Origin of the sequence: Autumnicola musiva, from assembly GCF_031846585.1 — a bacterium.
GTDB classification, from domain to species: Bacteria; Bacteroidota; Bacteroidia; order Flavobacteriales; family Flavobacteriaceae; genus Autumnicola; species Autumnicola musiva.
On record NZ_JAVRHK010000019.1, the window covers coordinates 1 to 17,841 of the forward strand.

Annotated in this window: 10 protein-coding genes and 1 pseudogene; all 11 read left to right on the forward strand. The window is 37.1% G+C overall.

Translation table 11 applies throughout. The features are described 5' to 3' along the window. Nucleotides 1-4: 4 nt before the first annotated feature. The 11 genes and pseudogenes from RM539_RS17170 to RM539_RS17220 all read left to right on the forward strand — a co-directional run bounded on the left by RM539_RS17170 (nt 5) and on the right by RM539_RS17220 (nt 17,812). Complete coding sequence (locus RM539_RS17170; RefSeq protein ID WP_432264639.1) at nt 5-835, forward strand: SDR family oxidoreductase; 831 nt, start codon at nt 5-7, stop codon at nt 833-835. Between the two features lie 12 nt (nt 836-847). Continuing rightward, nucleotides 848-2,035: a mannonate dehydratase gene (gene uxuA, locus RM539_RS17175; protein ID WP_311504653.1), complete on the forward strand. Its 1,188-nt coding sequence runs from the start codon at nt 848-850 to the stop codon at nt 2,033-2,035. A 123-nt stretch (nt 2,036-2,158) separates the two neighbouring features. Next, entirely contained in the window at nt 2,159-3,205 is a 1,047-nt protein-coding gene (locus tag RM539_RS17180; RefSeq protein ID WP_311504654.1) for a LacI family DNA-binding transcriptional regulator, read from the forward strand. Between the two features lie 309 nt (nt 3,206-3,514). After that, a pseudogene (locus RM539_RS17185) lies at nt 3,515-4,186 on the forward strand (3-keto-disaccharide hydrolase); the annotation flags it as partial. 11 nt (nt 4,187-4,197) lie between these two features. Then, nucleotides 4,198-5,526 carry a Gfo/Idh/MocA family protein gene (locus RM539_RS17190; RefSeq protein WP_311504655.1) on the forward strand — a complete coding sequence of 443 codons (1,329 nt, stop codon included), beginning with the start codon at nt 4,198-4,200 and terminating at the stop codon, nt 5,524-5,526. Between the two features lie 9 nt (nt 5,527-5,535). Next, nucleotides 5,536-6,726: a Gfo/Idh/MocA family protein gene (locus RM539_RS17195; protein WP_311504656.1), complete on the forward strand. Its 1,191-nt coding sequence runs from the start codon at nt 5,536-5,538 to the stop codon at nt 6,724-6,726. A gap of 246 nt (nt 6,727-6,972) precedes the next feature. Next, nucleotides 6,973-8,649, forward strand: a complete 1,677-nt coding sequence (locus tag RM539_RS17200; RefSeq protein WP_311504657.1) for a sulfatase family protein — start codon at nt 6,973-6,975, stop codon at nt 8,647-8,649. Nucleotides 8,650-8,811: 162 nt separating this feature from the next. After that, nucleotides 8,812-11,841 carry a SusC/RagA family TonB-linked outer membrane protein gene (locus RM539_RS17205; protein WP_311504658.1) on the forward strand — a complete coding sequence of 1,010 codons (3,030 nt, stop codon included), beginning with the start codon at nt 8,812-8,814 and terminating at the stop codon, nt 11,839-11,841. 12 nt (nt 11,842-11,853) lie between these two features. Beyond that, nucleotides 11,854-13,587 carry a RagB/SusD family nutrient uptake outer membrane protein gene (locus RM539_RS17210; RefSeq protein WP_311504659.1) on the forward strand — a complete coding sequence of 578 codons (1,734 nt, stop codon included), beginning with the start codon at nt 11,854-11,856 and terminating at the stop codon, nt 13,585-13,587. 52 nt (nt 13,588-13,639) lie between these two features. Further along, nucleotides 13,640-15,697 (forward strand): twin-arginine translocation signal domain-containing protein, encoded by a 2,058-nt coding sequence (locus RM539_RS17215; protein ID WP_311504660.1) that lies wholly within the window; start codon nt 13,640-13,642, stop codon nt 15,695-15,697. Between the two features lie 90 nt (nt 15,698-15,787). Continuing rightward, nucleotides 15,788-17,812, forward strand: a complete 2,025-nt coding sequence (locus RM539_RS17220; protein ID WP_311504661.1) for a GxGYxYP domain-containing protein — start codon at nt 15,788-15,790, stop codon at nt 17,810-17,812. Nucleotides 17,813-17,841 lie beyond the last annotated feature (29 nt).

Here is a 17,841-nt window from a genome sequence, read left to right on the forward strand (position 1 = left end):
TAAAATGAATAATAAAATGAAAACGATTGTAATAACAGGAGCTGGAGGAATCTTATGTAGCACTTTAGCAAAAGCTCTGGCTAAAGAAGGCCATCAAATAGCTTTACTTGATCTTAATGTTGAAGCAGCTCAGGATATAGCTGATTCTATTAAGAAAAAAGGAGGCAAAGCCCTGGCCATAAAGGTGAATGTTTTAGAAAAAGATTCTTTAATGCAGGCCAAATATAATGTGAATGAAGAATTTGGATCTTGTCAGGTTTTAATTAACGGAGCGGGAGGTAATCATCCTGCGGCTACTACAGATGATTCTTTTTACAATAGATCCTCCGATCAGAAAGAAGAACTCAAAACTTTTTTTAATCTTGATATGAGCGGAATCAAATTTGTATTTGACCTGAACTTTATGGGGACCCTGTTACCAACCCAGGTCTTTGCAGAAGATATGGTGGATGCAAAGGATGGAAATATCATAAATATTTCTTCCATGAATTCTTTTCAGCCTCTTACTAAAATACCCGCGTACAGTGGAGCAAAAGCGGCAATATCTAATTTCACACAATGGTTGGCTGTATATTTTTCTAAAGTTGGTATACGAGTGAATGCCCTTGCTCCTGGTTTTTTCTTAACTGAACAAAACAGAAAACTGTTGACAAAAGAAGATGGCAGTTTAACAGAGCGTGGAGAGATCATTATAAAAAGAACACCATTAGGAAAGTTTGGCACTCCGGAAGATCTTATTTCTACCACACGTTGGTTATGTGAAGACGGATCAAATTTTATAACAGGAATAGTCGTTCCCATTGATGGAGGTTTCAGTGCATTTAGTGGAGTTTAAAAAAGGTAAAATATGAAATTAGGATTAGAGCAAACATGGCGATGGTATGGGCCAAAAGATAATGTTTCTCTTGCTGATGTTAAGCAGGCAGGCGCAACCGGGGTTGTAACCGCATTACATCATATTCCAAATGGAGAAGTTTGGACAAAAGAAGAAATTTTAAACAGAAAGGAACAAATAGCAGAGGCCGGCTTGGTGTGGTCTGTAGTGGAAAGTGTGCCAATCCATGAAGATATAAAAACGCAGAGCGGTGATTATAAAAAATATATTCAGAATTACTGTGAAACTATTAAAAATCTTGGAGAGTGTAATATAAACACCATCTGTTATAATTTTATGCCTGTTTTAGATTGGACAAGAACAGACCTGGATTATGAAATGAAAGATGGTTCTACAGGATTACGTTTTGAGAAAGCGGCCTTTACAGCTTTTGAACTATTTTTATTAGAAAGGCCCGGGGCTGAAAAGAGATATTCAGAGGAAGAAATTAAAAAAGCTAAAACTTATTTAGCTTTAATATCAGAAGAGTCTAAAGAGAAACTAATCAATAATATTATAGCTGGATTACCGGGAGCTGAAGAAAATTATAGTTTAAATGACTTCAACAACATTTTAGACCGTTATAATACGATCGATGAAAAGAAATTGAAAGATCACCTGAATTATTTTCTTCAGAAGATCATTCCTATAGCCGATAAAGTAAATGTCAATATGTGCATACATCCTGATGATCCGCCATATTCTTTATTGGGATTGCCGCGCGTAGTAAGTACGGCTAAAGATATTCAGGATATTTTTGAGGCAGTTCCTAATCGAAGAAATGGACTTACATTTTGTACCGGATCTTTTGGGGTTAGAGAAGATAACGATCTTCCCGAAATGGTGAAGCAGTTTGCGGATAGAATCCATTTTATTCATTTAAGAAGTACTTTAAGAGATGAATGGGGAAATTTTCATGAGGCAGATCACCTAGACGGAGATGTAGACATGTATCAAGTAATAAAAGCTTTATTAGAAGAACAAAAAAGAAGAATTGCAGAAGGGCGAAAGGACTCCAAAATGCCTATGCGTCCAGATCATGGGCATAAAATGCTGGATGATCTTCAGAAAACCACCAACCCGGGCTATTCGGCTATAGGGAGGCTAAGAGGGCTGGCAGAGCTTAGGGGATTAGAATATGGGCTTATACGTATGCTTTGAATGTAGTGTGATAAACAATTCCCTAACATGGGGCTTTAAGAAAAGTTATAAATAATTAATATTTTATAAAAACAGAGTTTATCTTTGGAATTTATGAATTTCAGTGAATTTAGTTAAAAGAAAATGACGATAAAAGAGATAGCAAAAAAAGCTAATGTTTCATTAGGAACTGTTGATAGAGTGCTTCACGACAGAGGAAAGGTGTCAAGAAAAACAAAAGAAAAAATTCTGGCAATTTTGGAAGAAGTTAATTACCAGCCAAATGTATATGCCAGGGGATTAGCCTTAAATAAATCTTTTATAGTTGCAGTGTTAGTTCCAGACTTTGAAGAGGGAGAGTATTGGGAGGTACCAAGTTTAGGAATTAAAAAAGCCTTAAAAAATCTGGGTCAATTTGGTCTAAAAGTACATTTTTTATATTTCGATCAAAATAGTGTAAAGTCTTTTATAGAAAGAGCAGCAGAGGTGTTAGAGTTAAAGCCAGATGGTGTTATTTTAGCTCCAGTAATCGATTATGAAGCAACAAAACTCTGTTTTAAACTTAAAGCTGAAGATATTCCATTTACTATAATAGATTCAAAAATTCGGGGATGTGATCATCTAAGTTTCATTGGTCAGGATTCATTTCAAAGTGGACGTTTAGCCGCCAAATTACTGGTATCTTCAGTATCAAAAAATGGGAAGGTTCTCATTATTTCTATTAAAAATAATGAGAACCACAATCGCACATTACATCGACGAATAGAGGGATTTAAAGATTTTACACTACAGGATATTAATCAGGATCTAATATTGGAAGAGGTTAATATTGATCAACGTAATACGGAATGGCAAAGCTATTTGGAAGAGGCTTGTTCCGCGAAGGATGTTGACGGAATATATGTGCCAAGTTCTAAAGTTCATTTTGTAGCAGAAACTCTTTATAATCAAAAACTGTCCATTAAACTGGTAGGAAATGACTTAATCAGCAAAAACTATAAATATCTAGAATCAGGGGTAATAGATTATGTAATAGGACAGCGACCTGAAACCCAAGGCTATATGGCACTAGAAAATTTCTATAAATCTCTCGTTGCTAAACAAGAGGTTAAAAAAAGTATCTTTTTACCACTGGATATAATAACAAAAGAAAATCTAATGTATTATAAATCTCAGATTGAACTCCCATAAAGAGTGATTTCTGTTAAAAAAATTGTGTGCGTACACATTTTTGTTAATTTTTTTTGATTTATCGGTTTTATTAAATTATATTGGCTCATAATTAGATTTTACGAAAACGTTTAAAATTGATATCTAAAGTTTTCTTCAAAATCGTTTAAGAATGAATGCAGATAAATAATATTAAAAATTTCTTACATGAAAATCTCAATTACTAAAATTGCAGTTTTATCCACTTTTTCTTTTTTGGTGAGCTGCGGCAATAGCAATACGGAAAAATCAAATCAATTTTCTGAGGAGACATCAGAAAATTCTATTACTACTGAAAATACACTAACTGCAGAAGAAAAAGAAGAAGGTTGGGAAATGCTTTGGGATGGAGAAACCACGAAGGGGTGGCGTGGCGCTCGACTAGATGAATTTCCAGAAAAAGGGTGGGTTATAGAAAATGGAGCACTGGTTGTACTTGCCAGTGGAGGTGCGGAATCTGCTGCGGGTGGAGATATTGTGACTGAGGAACTTTATGATGATTTTGAATTAAAAGTAGATTTTAAAATAACAAAAGGAGCTAATAGTGGGATTAAGTACTATGTCAATACCGACCTTAATAAAGGACCTGGTTCTTCTATTGGTCTAGAGTATCAAATTTTAGATGATGCGAACCATCCAGATGCAAAAAAAGGTAACCACAAGGGTAGTAGGACAGTAGCTTCTCTTTATGATTTAATTAAAGCTGATTCGAATAAGCCGATCAATCCTGTGGGAGAATGGAATACTGCGCATATAATCTCTAAAGATAATCATGTAGAACATTGGTTGAATGGCGAGAAGGTGCTGGAATATGAAAGAAAAAGTGAGGATTATCGCCAGCTGGTTTCCGAGAGTAAATATAAAAAATGGGAAAAGTTTGGAGAATTAGATAGTGGTCAAATTCTGTTGCAAGATCATGGAAATCGCGTAGCTTTTAAAAACATAAAGATTAAAGAACTTTAAATTATAGTTTAATGACAACAAGAAGAAATTTTATTAGAAAAGCGGCTCTTGGAAGTGCAGGGGTGACATTTGGGAATTTAATTTTTCCTAAGATGGGGTATGCTAATATTTTAGGATCCAATGATAATATAAATGTTGCTGTTATAGGTGTAAGAAGTAGGGCAAAAGCTTTAATTAGAGGGATTCATGAATATCCAAATGCTAAAATCGTATACAGCTGTGATGTAGATGAAAAAATCTTGAACTATCACAATGAATGGTGTCAAAAGAATATTGGTTATATACCAAAAAATGAAAAAGATTTTAGAAAAGTTCTTGAAGATAAGGATGTTGATGCGGTTTTTATAGCTACGCCTGATCATTGGCATGCTCCAATTGCCATAGCTGCTCTCCAGGCAGGAAAACATGTGTATGTTGAAAAGCCCTGTAGTCATAATCCGCACGAGAATGAGCTTCTAGTGGAGGCTCAGAAAAAATATGGAAAAAAAGTGCAGATGGGTAACCATCAGCGTTCTGCGGCCACCTCACAGTTAGGTGTAAAAGAAATTCGCAACGGTATAATTGGAGATGTTTATAAAGGAGAGGCTTATTACTCTAACAACAGAGATTCTATAGGTAAGGGAAATATTGTTGAAGTTCCAAAAGCATTTGATTGGGATCTTTGGCAGGGTCCGGCACCTAGAGAAGCCTACAAGGATAATATTCATCCTTATAATTGGCATTGGTTTCGTAAGTGGGGTACCGGGGAGGTTCACAATAATGGAACTCACGAAATAGATATTTGCCGTTGGGCACTTGGAGTAGATTTGCCTAAAAATGTTTCCTCTTACGGAGGTAAATACACTTATGAAGACGACTGGGAGTTTGCCGACAACCAAGAAGTTACATATGGATTTGAAGACGACAAATATATTACTTGGACTGGACATAGTCGAGGAAAGATTGTGCCAGAACAACCTGGCAGAGGAGCAACGATTTACGGTAGCAAGGGAATTATAACTTTAAGCAGGAATGACTATAAGCTCTACGATCTTGATGGAAACCTAATCAAGGAGAAAAAAGAAGAGAGCCAGGAAGCTACTATTGATACTCAAGGAGGGGGTAGCCTTACCGGAACTCATGTGGCAAATTTCTTTGAGTCCATTAAAAAAGATGAGCAATTGAATTCTCCTATTAATGATGCGGCTATCACTACTATGCTTTGTCATTTAGGAAATATTGCCCAGGACGCAGGACCATATATCAAAATAGATCCATCTTCAGGTAAAATTGTAGATAATGCCGAAGCTATGTCTTATTGGAAACGAGAATATGCAGAAGGATGGGAACCAAAATTATAAGGATAAATAATGAAGAGAAGAGAGTTTGTATTAAAAGGAAGTTTAGCAACTATGGCCGTAGCCACCTCCACTTCTATGTTAGGTAATTTTGATTCCTTTCAAGGAGCCAACGATACTATTAATATTGGAGTTATTGGGACCGGCAGTAGAGGTAGCGGCTTAATTCCGTTTATGAATGAAATAAAAAATCTAAATGTAATAGCCTGTTGTGATATTCTTCCTTTTCGATTAGAAAGAGGGATATCAGCAACAAATGGAACAGCCAAAGGTTATAAGAATTATCACGAGTTATTAGATAATAAGGAAATAGATGCTGTTTTAGTTGCAACTCCTTTTAGTACGCATTCCAAAATTGAAATAGACGCCCTGAACGCTGGAAAACATGTTTACGGAGAAAAAACTTTAGCCAAGGGCTATGACGGTATTAAGAATTTATTAAATAAAAATAAATCTTCGGACCAGATTTTTCAAACTGGACACCAGTATCATAGTTCTCGCTTATATCGGCATGTGGTGGATTTGATAAAAAATGGAAAGGTTGGGAATATCGCCGCTTTTGAATGTCAATGGAACAGGCATGGGGATTGGAGGAGAAATGTGAGAGATCCAGAATTGGAAAGATTATTGAACTGGAGATTATATAGAGAATATTCTGGGGGACTTTTGGCTGAATTATGTTCTCATCAAATAGATTTCGTGAATTGGGTTTTAGATGCTACTCCAAAACAAGTCATGGGAGTTGGTGGAATAGATTACTGGAAGGATGGAAGAGAAACTTTTGATAATATCCATGTGATTTACAGTTATCCTAATGGGGTGGAAGCAAAATTTACCTGTCTTACAACTAATTCCAAGGATGATTATCAAATTAAAGTTCAGGGCGATAAAGGAACCATAATCTTAGATTATACCAGAGCCTGGTTTTATCCGGAAGGTGATTATAAAAAGGAAATAGGAAATGTAGACGGTGTTTCCGGGGCGACTATAAAATGGGATGAGGGAAAAGGAATTCCTATAGAAGTAGGCCATGAGGATCCAAGTAAACAAGCAATTTTAGATTTTAAGAATAATATAATAAATAACAGAAAACCGGAATCAGATATGATTACTGGTGCTAAAGCAGCAATTTGTGTGCAAATGGGATTGGATGCTATGTGCAATAATCAAATTGTGAAATGGAAAGATGAATTTGAGGTGTAAACCGCCTCTTTAACATTTTACGAAAACGATTGATGTTTAGAGAGTAATTTTAAAATTGTAACGTGAATAATTTCAAAAAGCGTTAACGCAACTGATTTTTGAATTTGGCTACTGAAACTCTTAAAAACCCTTGGTCCTCGCGATTTCTTTTCAAAGTGGAAAATTAATCATAAGAGAGTAGTAGGAAGGATAACTTAAGCAAGAGAATACTAAACACTAGTAAACTAAAGAACTAAAGATTTTAAAATGAGTAAAGAATTTTTTAAAAGCTTAGCAGTAAAATTGAAATTTAGCATGTCTGTTTGCTTTTTGGTTGTTTTTCTTCCATTTATTTCTTGCGATAATAATGCAAAGAACCTATCTGCTAATGCGGGAAAAGGGGCTGTTAAAAATGCCCCTAATATATTGTTTGTCATTTCTGATGATCAGTCATATCCACATGCTTCTATTTATGAGGAGAACTGGATCAAAACTCCGGCTTTTGATAGGATAGCCGGTGAAGGCGTCATATTTACAAATGCTTTTTCTGCTTCTCCAGGCTGCAGTCCCAGTAGAGCTGCAATTTTAACCGGTATGAATGATTGGCAATTAGAACAGGCTGGAACTCATGACAGCGAATTTCCTATTGAATATACTGTTTTTCCAGATATTTTGGAACAAATAGGGTACAAAGTCGGATATACCGGTAAAGGCTGGGGGCCAGGGAATTGGGCCAAAAGTGGGAGAAAGCGAAACCCTGCTGGCGAAGCTTATAACGATAAAGAACTGACGCCTACCATTAGCGGTGTAAGTACTACCGATTATGTGGGTAATTTTGTAGAATTTTTAGAGGAAAGAAAAGAAGATGAGCCATTTTATTTCTGGTTTGGATCACACGAGCCCCATAGGAAGTTTGAAAAGGGATCAGGAATAGAAGCGGGTAAAAATCCAAATGAAGTAACTGTACCATCCTTTCTTCCAGATACTCCGGAAGTGCGAAGTGACCTGCTAGATTATGCTCTTGAAATTGAATATTTTGATCAACAGCTTTCCGGAATGTTAGAAGAATTGGAGAAAATCGGTGAGTTGGATAATACTATTATAGTAGTTACGTCTGATAATGGTATGGCCTTTCCTTATGCCAAGGCAAATGCAAATGAATATGGAATTCATGTACCCTTAGCTATAAGGTGGGGTGATGCCGTGGCTGGAGGAAGAACTATTAATGATCTTGTAAGTCTAATAGATATAGCTCCAACTTTTCTTGAGGCAGCATCAAAAGGAGGATCTTCTAATCTTTTAGATCAACATCCCATGGAAGGAAGAAGTCTTATGGAGTTGTTTAAGAAAAGTTCCAAAAATCAAAATGAAGCAGCAAGAACGGCCATTTTTGCAGCAAGAGAAAGACATTCCAGTTCGCGTTGGAATAATTTGACCTATCCGCAGCGAACTATCCGAACTCAGGATTATATGTATGTAAGAAATTTTAAACCTGAAAGATGGCCTGCAGGTGCACCGCAAAAATTTAATTCCGATGGAACCTTAGGCCCAATGCATGGTGGATACCATGATATTGATGCCTGCCCTACTTTCGACTTTATGATAGAGAATCGTAATGATCCTGATGTTCGCCCTTACTTTGAATTAGCTGTTGATAAAAGACCTTCAGAAGAACTTTTCGATATTAAAAACGACCCGTACTGCTTAGTAAATTTAGCAGAAGACCCAGATTTCAAAAATGTTTTGGAGGAACAAAGGGCGGCATTGGGTGGTTATCTTATGCAAACCAATGATCCCAGAGTAACTGGTAATGGAGATATATACGAAGCATATATCCGATATTCTTCAATTAGAGAATTTCCTAAACCAAATTGGCTTGATAAATCTTCTTTAAATATTCTGCCTATAGTCAAAGGCAAAAGAAGTAATAGAAAACCCGATTAGGTGTACTCTTATCACTCATTAATTTACTCTAGAGTGAACAAACTAAACAACTAAAAAACTAACTATAAGATTTTATGTATGTCAACTACAAGAAGAATTAAATCTGATGCCACAGAAATGATTTCAGTGTATGGAGAACCATTTATTCGTAAAACTAAAATTATGAGAACAAAAAATAAGAATAGGTATTACCTGCTGTTATTGGGGTTACTATTATTTGTACCCATGTATGGTCAGGAATCTGTAAATATAACAGGCACAGTTGTATCTTCAGAAGACGGTCTACCCCTACCGGGTGTAAATATTCTGGAAGAAGGCACCAATAACGGGGTAATGACAAATTTTGATGGAGAATTCGGCATTGAGGTTACAGAGGGAGCGACACTTCAGATTAGTTTTTTAGGGTATGCTACTACAGAAATGCTGATTGAGGGCCAAACAGAACTAAAAATTACACTAGATCCTGCGGCCTCCGAGCTTAGCGAAGTTGTTGTAATAGGTTATGGAACAATGGAAAAAAGCGATTTAACCGGGGCAGTTTCACAGGTTGATCAGGAAACCGTTCAGCAACGGGCCACGATCTCCCTTACAGATGCACTTCAGGGTGCAGCTCCTGGATTGAATGTTGGACAGGTAAATAGCGCTGGTGGAACCCCCACGATTAGAATCAGGGAAAGGACTTCCATTTCAGGAGAACAGTCTCCTTTGCTTGTATTGGATGGGGTTATTTTTCGGGGTAGAATAAACGATATAAATCCTAATGACATTCAATCCATAGATGTATTAAAAGATGCGAGTTCAACTGCCATTTATGGTTCCCAGGCGGCCAATGGGGTTATTATTATCACTACAAAAACCGGTAGGATACAGAAAAAACCGACGATAAATTATACAACTACTTATTCTTTTCAGGAACCAACCAAGAGTTTCAAAACTGAAAGTCCTGAAGAATTCATTGAACGTGTAAGAGCCGGATATTTTTTTGATAGTAGAACAGAAGAATCTGGATATTTAGAACCAAATCCGGATTTTGATATCACCACTATATTTTCTACCCCTGAGCAAAGGGAGGCATATGAAAATAATAACCCTACAGATTGGCACAATATTCTTACCAATGACAGAATGTATACCCAAACCCATAATTTATCAATGACTCAGAGGAATGAAAATAGCGGGTATTTTGTTTCGCTTGGTCTCGTAGATCAACAGGGTTTTCTGGTAAATGAAAATTATGATAGATGGAATGCCAGAATAAATCTTGACAATTCAATTACAGACTGGTTCGATGTTGGAGTACAGACATTTTTTACATCTAGCGATTATTCAGGAGCAAATGCAGGTATCGATGCAATCTGGAATCAAAGCCCCTATGCTCCTGCATATAATGAAGATGGTTCTCTTGTACAGTCCCCAAACAGTACCACTATCAACCCTTTATATGTATTGGACCGGGATAATTTCAACAAAAGGCTAAATTTATTTGGAAATATATATGCTAACATTGAGCTCCCTTTTATAGAAGGATTGTCTTTTAGAACTAATTTTAGTGCTAACTACTATACAAACCATACATATAATTTTCAAATATATGGGAGAAGTTTTACAGGAAGTGGAGATAAAACAGAGGGAAGAAGAACCGACTGGATTAATGATAATATCTTAACCTACAAAAGGGCATTTAATGATGTGCATGAGGTTAATCTAATGCTAGGTTACGGTAGAGAAAAGCGTGAATTTACTCGTACTACAGCCGGTGCTGCGGAATTTAACTCACCGGTATTAGGATATAATAATCTTCAGGCAGGAAATGCGGAATTACAGAGAGCTGAATCTGAAGCCTGGATGGAAACATCGCTCTACCAAATGGGCCGTTTACACTATAGTTACGACGAAAGATATTTTATAACAGGTACAGTTCGTAGAGATGGGTTCTCAGGTTTTAGCGAAGAGAATAAATATGGAGTTTTTCCTTCACTTGCTGTAGCCTGGGATGCGTCCAAGGAATCATTTCTAAAGGACAACTTGCTTCAAAAATTTAATCAATTAAAATTAAGAGCATCCTATGGATCTAACGGGAACCGTACCATAGGTAGGTATCAAACTTTAGCCACCGTAGGAGATGCCTTTGGATATGTGGATGCAGATGGTACTCCGTTATATATAAAAAGTATTTCTGGACTCGCAAGTCCAAATTTAAAATGGGAAACGACCACCGGTTTTAATCTGGGCCTGGATTACGCTTTGTTTAAGCATAGATTAAGTGGTTCTATAGAATATTATAATAATAATACTAAGGATTTACTCTATAATGTGGATGTTCCTGCAATCTCGCGCTTTACTAAATTCCCCGATAATTTGGGGAAATTGCATAATTCGGGACTTGAAATTTCACTTGCTACAGATAATATAAGAGGAGATAACTTTAACTGGTCGTCTCAGTTCTATTTCTCCCGTAGTAGGAATGAATTGAAAGAACTACTTGGATTTGATAATGACGGCGATGGAGTAGAAGATGACCTGGTGTCTGAAGGCCTATTTATTGGAGAGTCCTTAGGAACTATTTTCGATTATTATACTACCGGAGAGCTTTATCAGCTTGGAGATGAGATCCCTGAAACAGCAGATGTAGGAAGTTATATTATTGAAGATGTAAATGGTGATGGGCTTATTAATCCTGATGATCGAAAAATTATCGGACAGGCTGAACCTGATTTCAGGTTTAGTCTAGGAAATGAATTTTCCTATAAGAACTGGGATCTTTCAATCTTTATTAATTCCGTTCAGGGAAATGATAATTATTATTTAGGACAGGATGTTAATCAATTTATTTATCCTAATTCTACTGCTTGGGAAAGAGATGCTTTCCCCCGAAACCTTGATGTCTGGACACCTGAGAATCCAAACGCAAGATACCAGCGATTAGGAGTGCAATTTTCAGGAGGATTAGGAGCTCAGCGATATATGCCACGAAGTTTTGTAAGACTTCAGGATGTACATCTGGCTTATAATTTTAACGCAGATTTTTTGGAACAATATAACATCAGTAACCTAAGGTTATACTTCCATGGAAAAAATCTTAAAACCTGGACAAAATGGCCAGGTTGGGATCCTGAAACAGGAGAAGCTATAACAAGAGATGGTAGACCTGTAGTACGAAATTTCACTTTTGGTCTTAATGTTGAATTTTAAAAAAAAGAAATCATGAAAAATTTAAAATATTTATTCCAAAAGCACTTAAAAGAATGTGTGTTTACCATCTGTTTAATATTCCTTTTTTCTTGTGATGATGATGGCTTCTTAGAAGAGGAACCCCTTAGTTTATACACGCCGGATAATTCTTTTATTACTTCTTCAGATTTTGAGGCTGCAATTAACAATCTTTATTCAGGATTTCGTGGAGGGTTTTATACGGATACGAACGATTGGGAATTGTCTCCAAGAAATAAGGTGGAGGGTACAGATTTAACCACTTGGTCTCAAAACGCAAATAACTATCCTAATGAATTGATCCCTACAAGTGGTTTAGTATATAGTGCCTATTGGCGACCTGCCTATAATATTATCTATGATGCCAATGTTATTATTGCGTATGCTCAAGCTGAATCTTCTGAACTTTCTGAAGAAGAAAAATTAAGGGTAGAAGCTGAAGCAAGATTTTTCAGGGGGTATATGTACAAGCTTCTGGCCAATTTCTATGGGGGAGTTCCTATAGTACTAGAAGAAGTTACGGAGCCAAAAAGAGACTATGTAAGAGCCACCCGCAATGAAACCTATGAGCAAAGCGTAATTGACTTAAATTTTGCGGCAGAAAATCTGCCTGGAATAGCTGAAGTTGCCAGTTACAGGATAAGTGCTTTGGCGGCATACCATGCTTTGGCTGAGGCTTATATTTCATTAGGAGAATGGGATAATGCCATTGCCGCGGCAAGTGTGACTATTGATGATCCAAATACAGCGTTAATGACAGAAAGATTTGGTGAACGTTTAGATGATGAATTTAATCCTGCTATTCCTTGGGCTAATGGAGGGGACGTCTATTGGGATCTTTTTAGAAATGGAAATCAAAATCGTTCAGCGGGGAACACAGAAGCTCTGTGGGTAATTGAATTTGAATTTGGTACACCAGGCGGTATGGGTGGAGGTACTAGGTGGGAGACTTTTGCTGTTCCACAATTGTATAATCTTCAGGTTATCAATAGTGATGGTAGTAGATCAGATTTAATTCCTGAAGTAAATACTTATTACGGAGGAAGAGGAAACGGCCACTTAAATCCAAGTGATTATTTTCTTACTCAAATCTGGGATGAAAGTGGCTTTGAAGAGGATATTAGGAATGCTGATCATAACATCATCCGTGATTTTAAAGTAAACAACCCCGCATCTGAACACGATGGAAAGTGGATATATGAAGATAATCTTGAGCTAAGAATCAGTAATCCAAATAGGGTTGTATTTCCTTTGATTGCAAAGGTGACCAGTATGGGTGACCACCCAATAGAATTATGGCTAGAAGATCAGACGGTTCAAGGCTCTATGGTATCAAGAGGGCCAGATGCCAATACTACATATCATGATGATTACGAAATGAGGCTTGCCGAAACTTACTTGGTACGAGCAGAAGCATATGTAGGTAAAGGAGATTTTGAGAGTGCTTCACAGGATATTAACGTGGTACGTGCTCGTGCCCAGGCACCGGAAGTTTTGGTTTCAGATGTAGATCTTGAGTATATCTTAAACGAAAGAGCTCGTGAATTATATGGAGAAGAAAATAGAATGGAAACATTGTTAAGACTAGGACTGCTCGTGGAAAGAAATAACAGATATAATGACCAGTTCGATTTTTATCCCCATCAAAATCTTTGGCCTATTCCGTTCAGCGAAATTGAAAAGAACACCGGAGCTGTACTGGAGCAAAATCCAGGGTATAATCAGTAGGTTGTTTTATTGAGCCAATTTGAGGCTAAGTAATAATATAAATTATAAATTGATGAATAGTTCTAATAAAAATACTAAATCCAATTCTTTAACTGATAATAAAAGACGGGATTTTATAAAAAAGACAGGAATGTTTGCTGCTGCCGGCGGTTTAGGAAGTGTTGTTCCGCAACCTTTATTTGCAAAGAAGAATTCTTCAGTGAATGAACATGAAGATCAAGTTTTCTATTGCGATACAGTGGGAGAGGCAGCCAGTGCGTCACTTTCTTATTGGGAGTCTTTGTTCTTTCGATGTTATCAGGGAATAGTTAATAGAGATTCGGCAAAGGTTTATTTCAATAAATATCAAAAGAGAACTTTTTTAAACTGGTATAAAAACTATGAACATTTGAATTTTAAGGAATTTAATGATCCATATAGTTTAGTAAACGCAAGAGGTTTTGATGGAGTAAAGGGATATGTATTAATTGATCCAAATGCTGCAGATATTGTAAACATTGCTGCCAATTATGCCAGTTTGGAAGATCTCATTCCAATTACAGAAGAATTACTGGCAGATGAACGTTTTCCAAATTTAGAAGTGATCTATGATTTACGGAAATCCATTAACGGAGTGAACTTTAAGAGTATGAGCAGACTTGAAGCGAACCAATGGATTTTTGAAAATCAATGGCCAAACGCCAGTCGTGAACTTGTATCTATTACAAGTGCTCCTTCATACAATAATGATAAAGCCGAAACTACTTTTTATTCATCGAATAGTTCCCGTGATTATCCTGTAGCGGAAAGAGCTATATTTTTTGATCTGTCTAGCAATCCTGCTCATCCGGAAGAATACGAATTGAAGGATAAAATTTTGGCTGAAATGAGCCCTCACACAATTGTTTGGGGATGGCATGTTGATCGTGATTCGGAACATCAACATATTGGTCAGCTTTCAAAACATGGCAAAATAGCTGTTGGAGGAGCTAATATAGCACCCAACTTTTCTTTCCATAGTCGTGTAAAGGTTCCAAAGGGAGTAGAAAATTTTAAGAATTTTAATAAGAATAAGAAAATTGTAAAGGAAGTGGAAGATAAGGTTTATTTAACCTTTGCTATGTCAGACGGAGATTCTCTTAATCATATTATGAGGAATGCCCATGGAAATCAATGGCTCGCAAAAGACCGTGGAGAGATTCCTTTTAACTGGGAAATGCAGCTTAAACTTGCTGATATTGGACCGGCTATCCTTGATTATTTTCAATCCACTGCGACTAAAAATGATTACTTCATTGCATCTGCTTCTGGTATTGGCTATACTTTCCCGAGTAACATGCCAATAGACAAGTTAAGATCCCACCTTTATACCACTAAACCATATTTGCGAAAAACCGGGATGAACTCTATGGTAGTGCTCAATAGTTATGGGGCAGTTTCAAATGAAAAAAAGGAAGCTTATAATGAAGCTTTGGGAGAAGATATTACCGGTGTAATGCAGGGGTACACACGTGCACCGGGAACTCAGCATTTATATGGTGAAGCTGCTGCAGATTCCATCGATGATTATATGGTATGGATGTCTACGGCATTGCCCGTAGCACATACTGACACTGTTGAGGAATTAGGAGAATATTTAAATCTTTTAGCCGAACGCAGAACTGAACGCCCTTTATTTGTTCCTGTCCACCTTCCCAGAAGTTATTTTTACTATTCTGAGATTGTAGGTTTGATGAAGCGTCTTGATAGTACCATTTTTGAGGCTGTAGACGGAAGTTCATTTAATGCCAAGTTTGCACATTCACATTCCAATAAAGTAGGGCTGAATCTTCCCGAATTTTTTATACCTGATCCTGTTGAGCTCAAAAATGGGCGCATGAATAAAATGTTTGCAAAATTTAAGAATTTCGGTAAAGAACAAGCTCAGGTTAAATTACAAGCCAGGTTAACCTGTGATGCATGGGATAATCCGGTTACTTCCACCCAGCACCTTACACTTGATAAAAAAGAGGAAACAGAATTAGGATTCAACTTGGGTCTTCGTAGAAGAGATGGTGAGGGAAAGGGTCAGTTAGAATACCTGATCAATGATGAGTCTATTGTGAAGGTGCCTGTAATTTTTAAAGGATAACCCGTAGATATAAGAAAAGAGAATTATTAAAAATGTAGATGAAAGTTGAGTAGTTGAATTTAAGTATGGGAACATCTTAAATCTAATTAAATGAAAAAAAGGAGAAGAGAATTTCTTAAAAAATTAGGGCTGTTGTCCGGGGGAAGTGTGATGGGTATTATGATTTCCTCCGCACTTCAGGCCGGGGAAGCCGATGAAACAGTACGGGAAGAACAAGCTAGGATTTTAGTTCCAGATATGCGGGGCACATCCTACTGGGAAATGTTGATGTTCAGTTGTCTGCAAGGGCTTATGAATAGGAACAAGGCTAAAGTATTCTTCTATTACCCCAACAAAACTAAAGAAAGCTGGTATTCCGAATACCCTGTTGGGAATGATCGCGTTTTTTACGAGTGGTATAAAACTTATGAACACCTGCAGTTTGATGAAGTTGGTGATCCATATACTCTTTTCAATAAATTTGATATCAATAAACCATTTCAAATAAATGGTTATGTCATAGTGGATACCGAGGCGCCTGTGACCGCGAATATTGGGGCAAATTATGCAAGTATTGAAAATTTATTGCCCATCACAGCATCGATCCTAAAAAGGAAAAAAAATGATTTACCGGATTTACCCATAAAACGGGATTTGCGTGGGCGATTCCAGAAAATGAGCAAACTCGAGGTATATCAATGGGCTTTTGAAAACCAATGGTCCAATGCGAATAAAGCTCGTGTTTCTAACTTAGGTACACCCGGTCCCGATTCAAAAGGTGAAATATCAACCAATTCCTTCTATACATCTAATAGGGCGCGTGATTTTACCGTAGCCGAAAGAGGTTTCTTTTTTGATTTGGAAAGCAAGGGCGACGAATTTGATCTCAAAGATCGGATTCTCAAAGCTATGGAACCGCAGGGATATGTGTTTGGTTGGCATCAGGGAGCTGGAGAAACAGCCCATATCAGTCACCTTTCAAAACATGGACAATTAGCATTGGGAACATCCACCTATGCTGCTAATTTTTCCTTCCATAGCCGGGTTAATGTTCCTGGAGCTGTTGAAAGGTTTAGACAAAAAGTTGTAAATAAGACAAATACTGCACCATTGGAAGATAAAATTTATCTAACCTTTGTCCTTTCTGATGGGGATTCATTAAACTTTTTGACAAGAAGGGCTCAAGGAGGTCAGTGGCAGTTGCCCGAAAGAGGTAAAATTCCCTTCGGATGGGAAATTCAACCGCTATTGGTGAATGTGGGACCTGGACTACTCGATTATTTTCAAGCGACAGCCACTGATAATGACTTTTTTGTTAACGGTATTTCGGGAATTGGTTATTTCTATCCGGAAGAAATGCCAAAGGACAAACTTCGTGAGATTTTGAATGAAATGTCTAGCTATATTAAAAAAACTGGTTTATCAGAGCTTTCGGTTATGAGCCCCTCTGGAGCAGTGAGCGATGAAACCGCCAAAATTTATCGTGAAGTTTTAGGAGGTAAGCTCACAGGGGTGATAGAAGGTTATGACAGGCGAAGTGCGAAAGCAGTAAGGTTATTTGAGAGTAAAAGTGCGAAAGCTACTACGTGGTTGCCAACATCGAACCCCAAGGGTGAGAAGACTGTTGAAAATTGGGTGCGCGGATTGAAAGAGGTAGCCAGATGTAGAAAACAGCGACCACTTTTCATTCCAATACATGTACCGGCCCATAAGCTGACCATAGCAGATATGGTGAAAGTGGTAGATCAGATTGGGAAGGAATTCAAAGTAGTTTCACCTAAATCTTTTTTTAGACTTTTTGCAGAGGCTCGTTCTAATTCAGTCCTGATCAATCCCCCGGAAAGTTTTCCAACAGAAAAAGTAGAATTAAGTGCAGGAAAAAGAAACATTTTAACACCTACACTGCAAAATTTAAGTAATGAGCCAAAAGATATAAAACTGAAGGTAAAATTAACCTCAGAGGATTTAGATGAAAATCTAGAATTTGAAAAAGCTATCAATCTAAAAGCTGGTCATACTTCCAAGTTTGATTTTGGAGTTGATATCCCTAAACAGTTCAGCAACACAAAAGGAAAAATTTTATATATAATTCCTGCTGAACAAAACGAGATATGGATTCCAGTATCATTTTTATAGAAACTAAATCAAAGGAGAAAATTAATCGA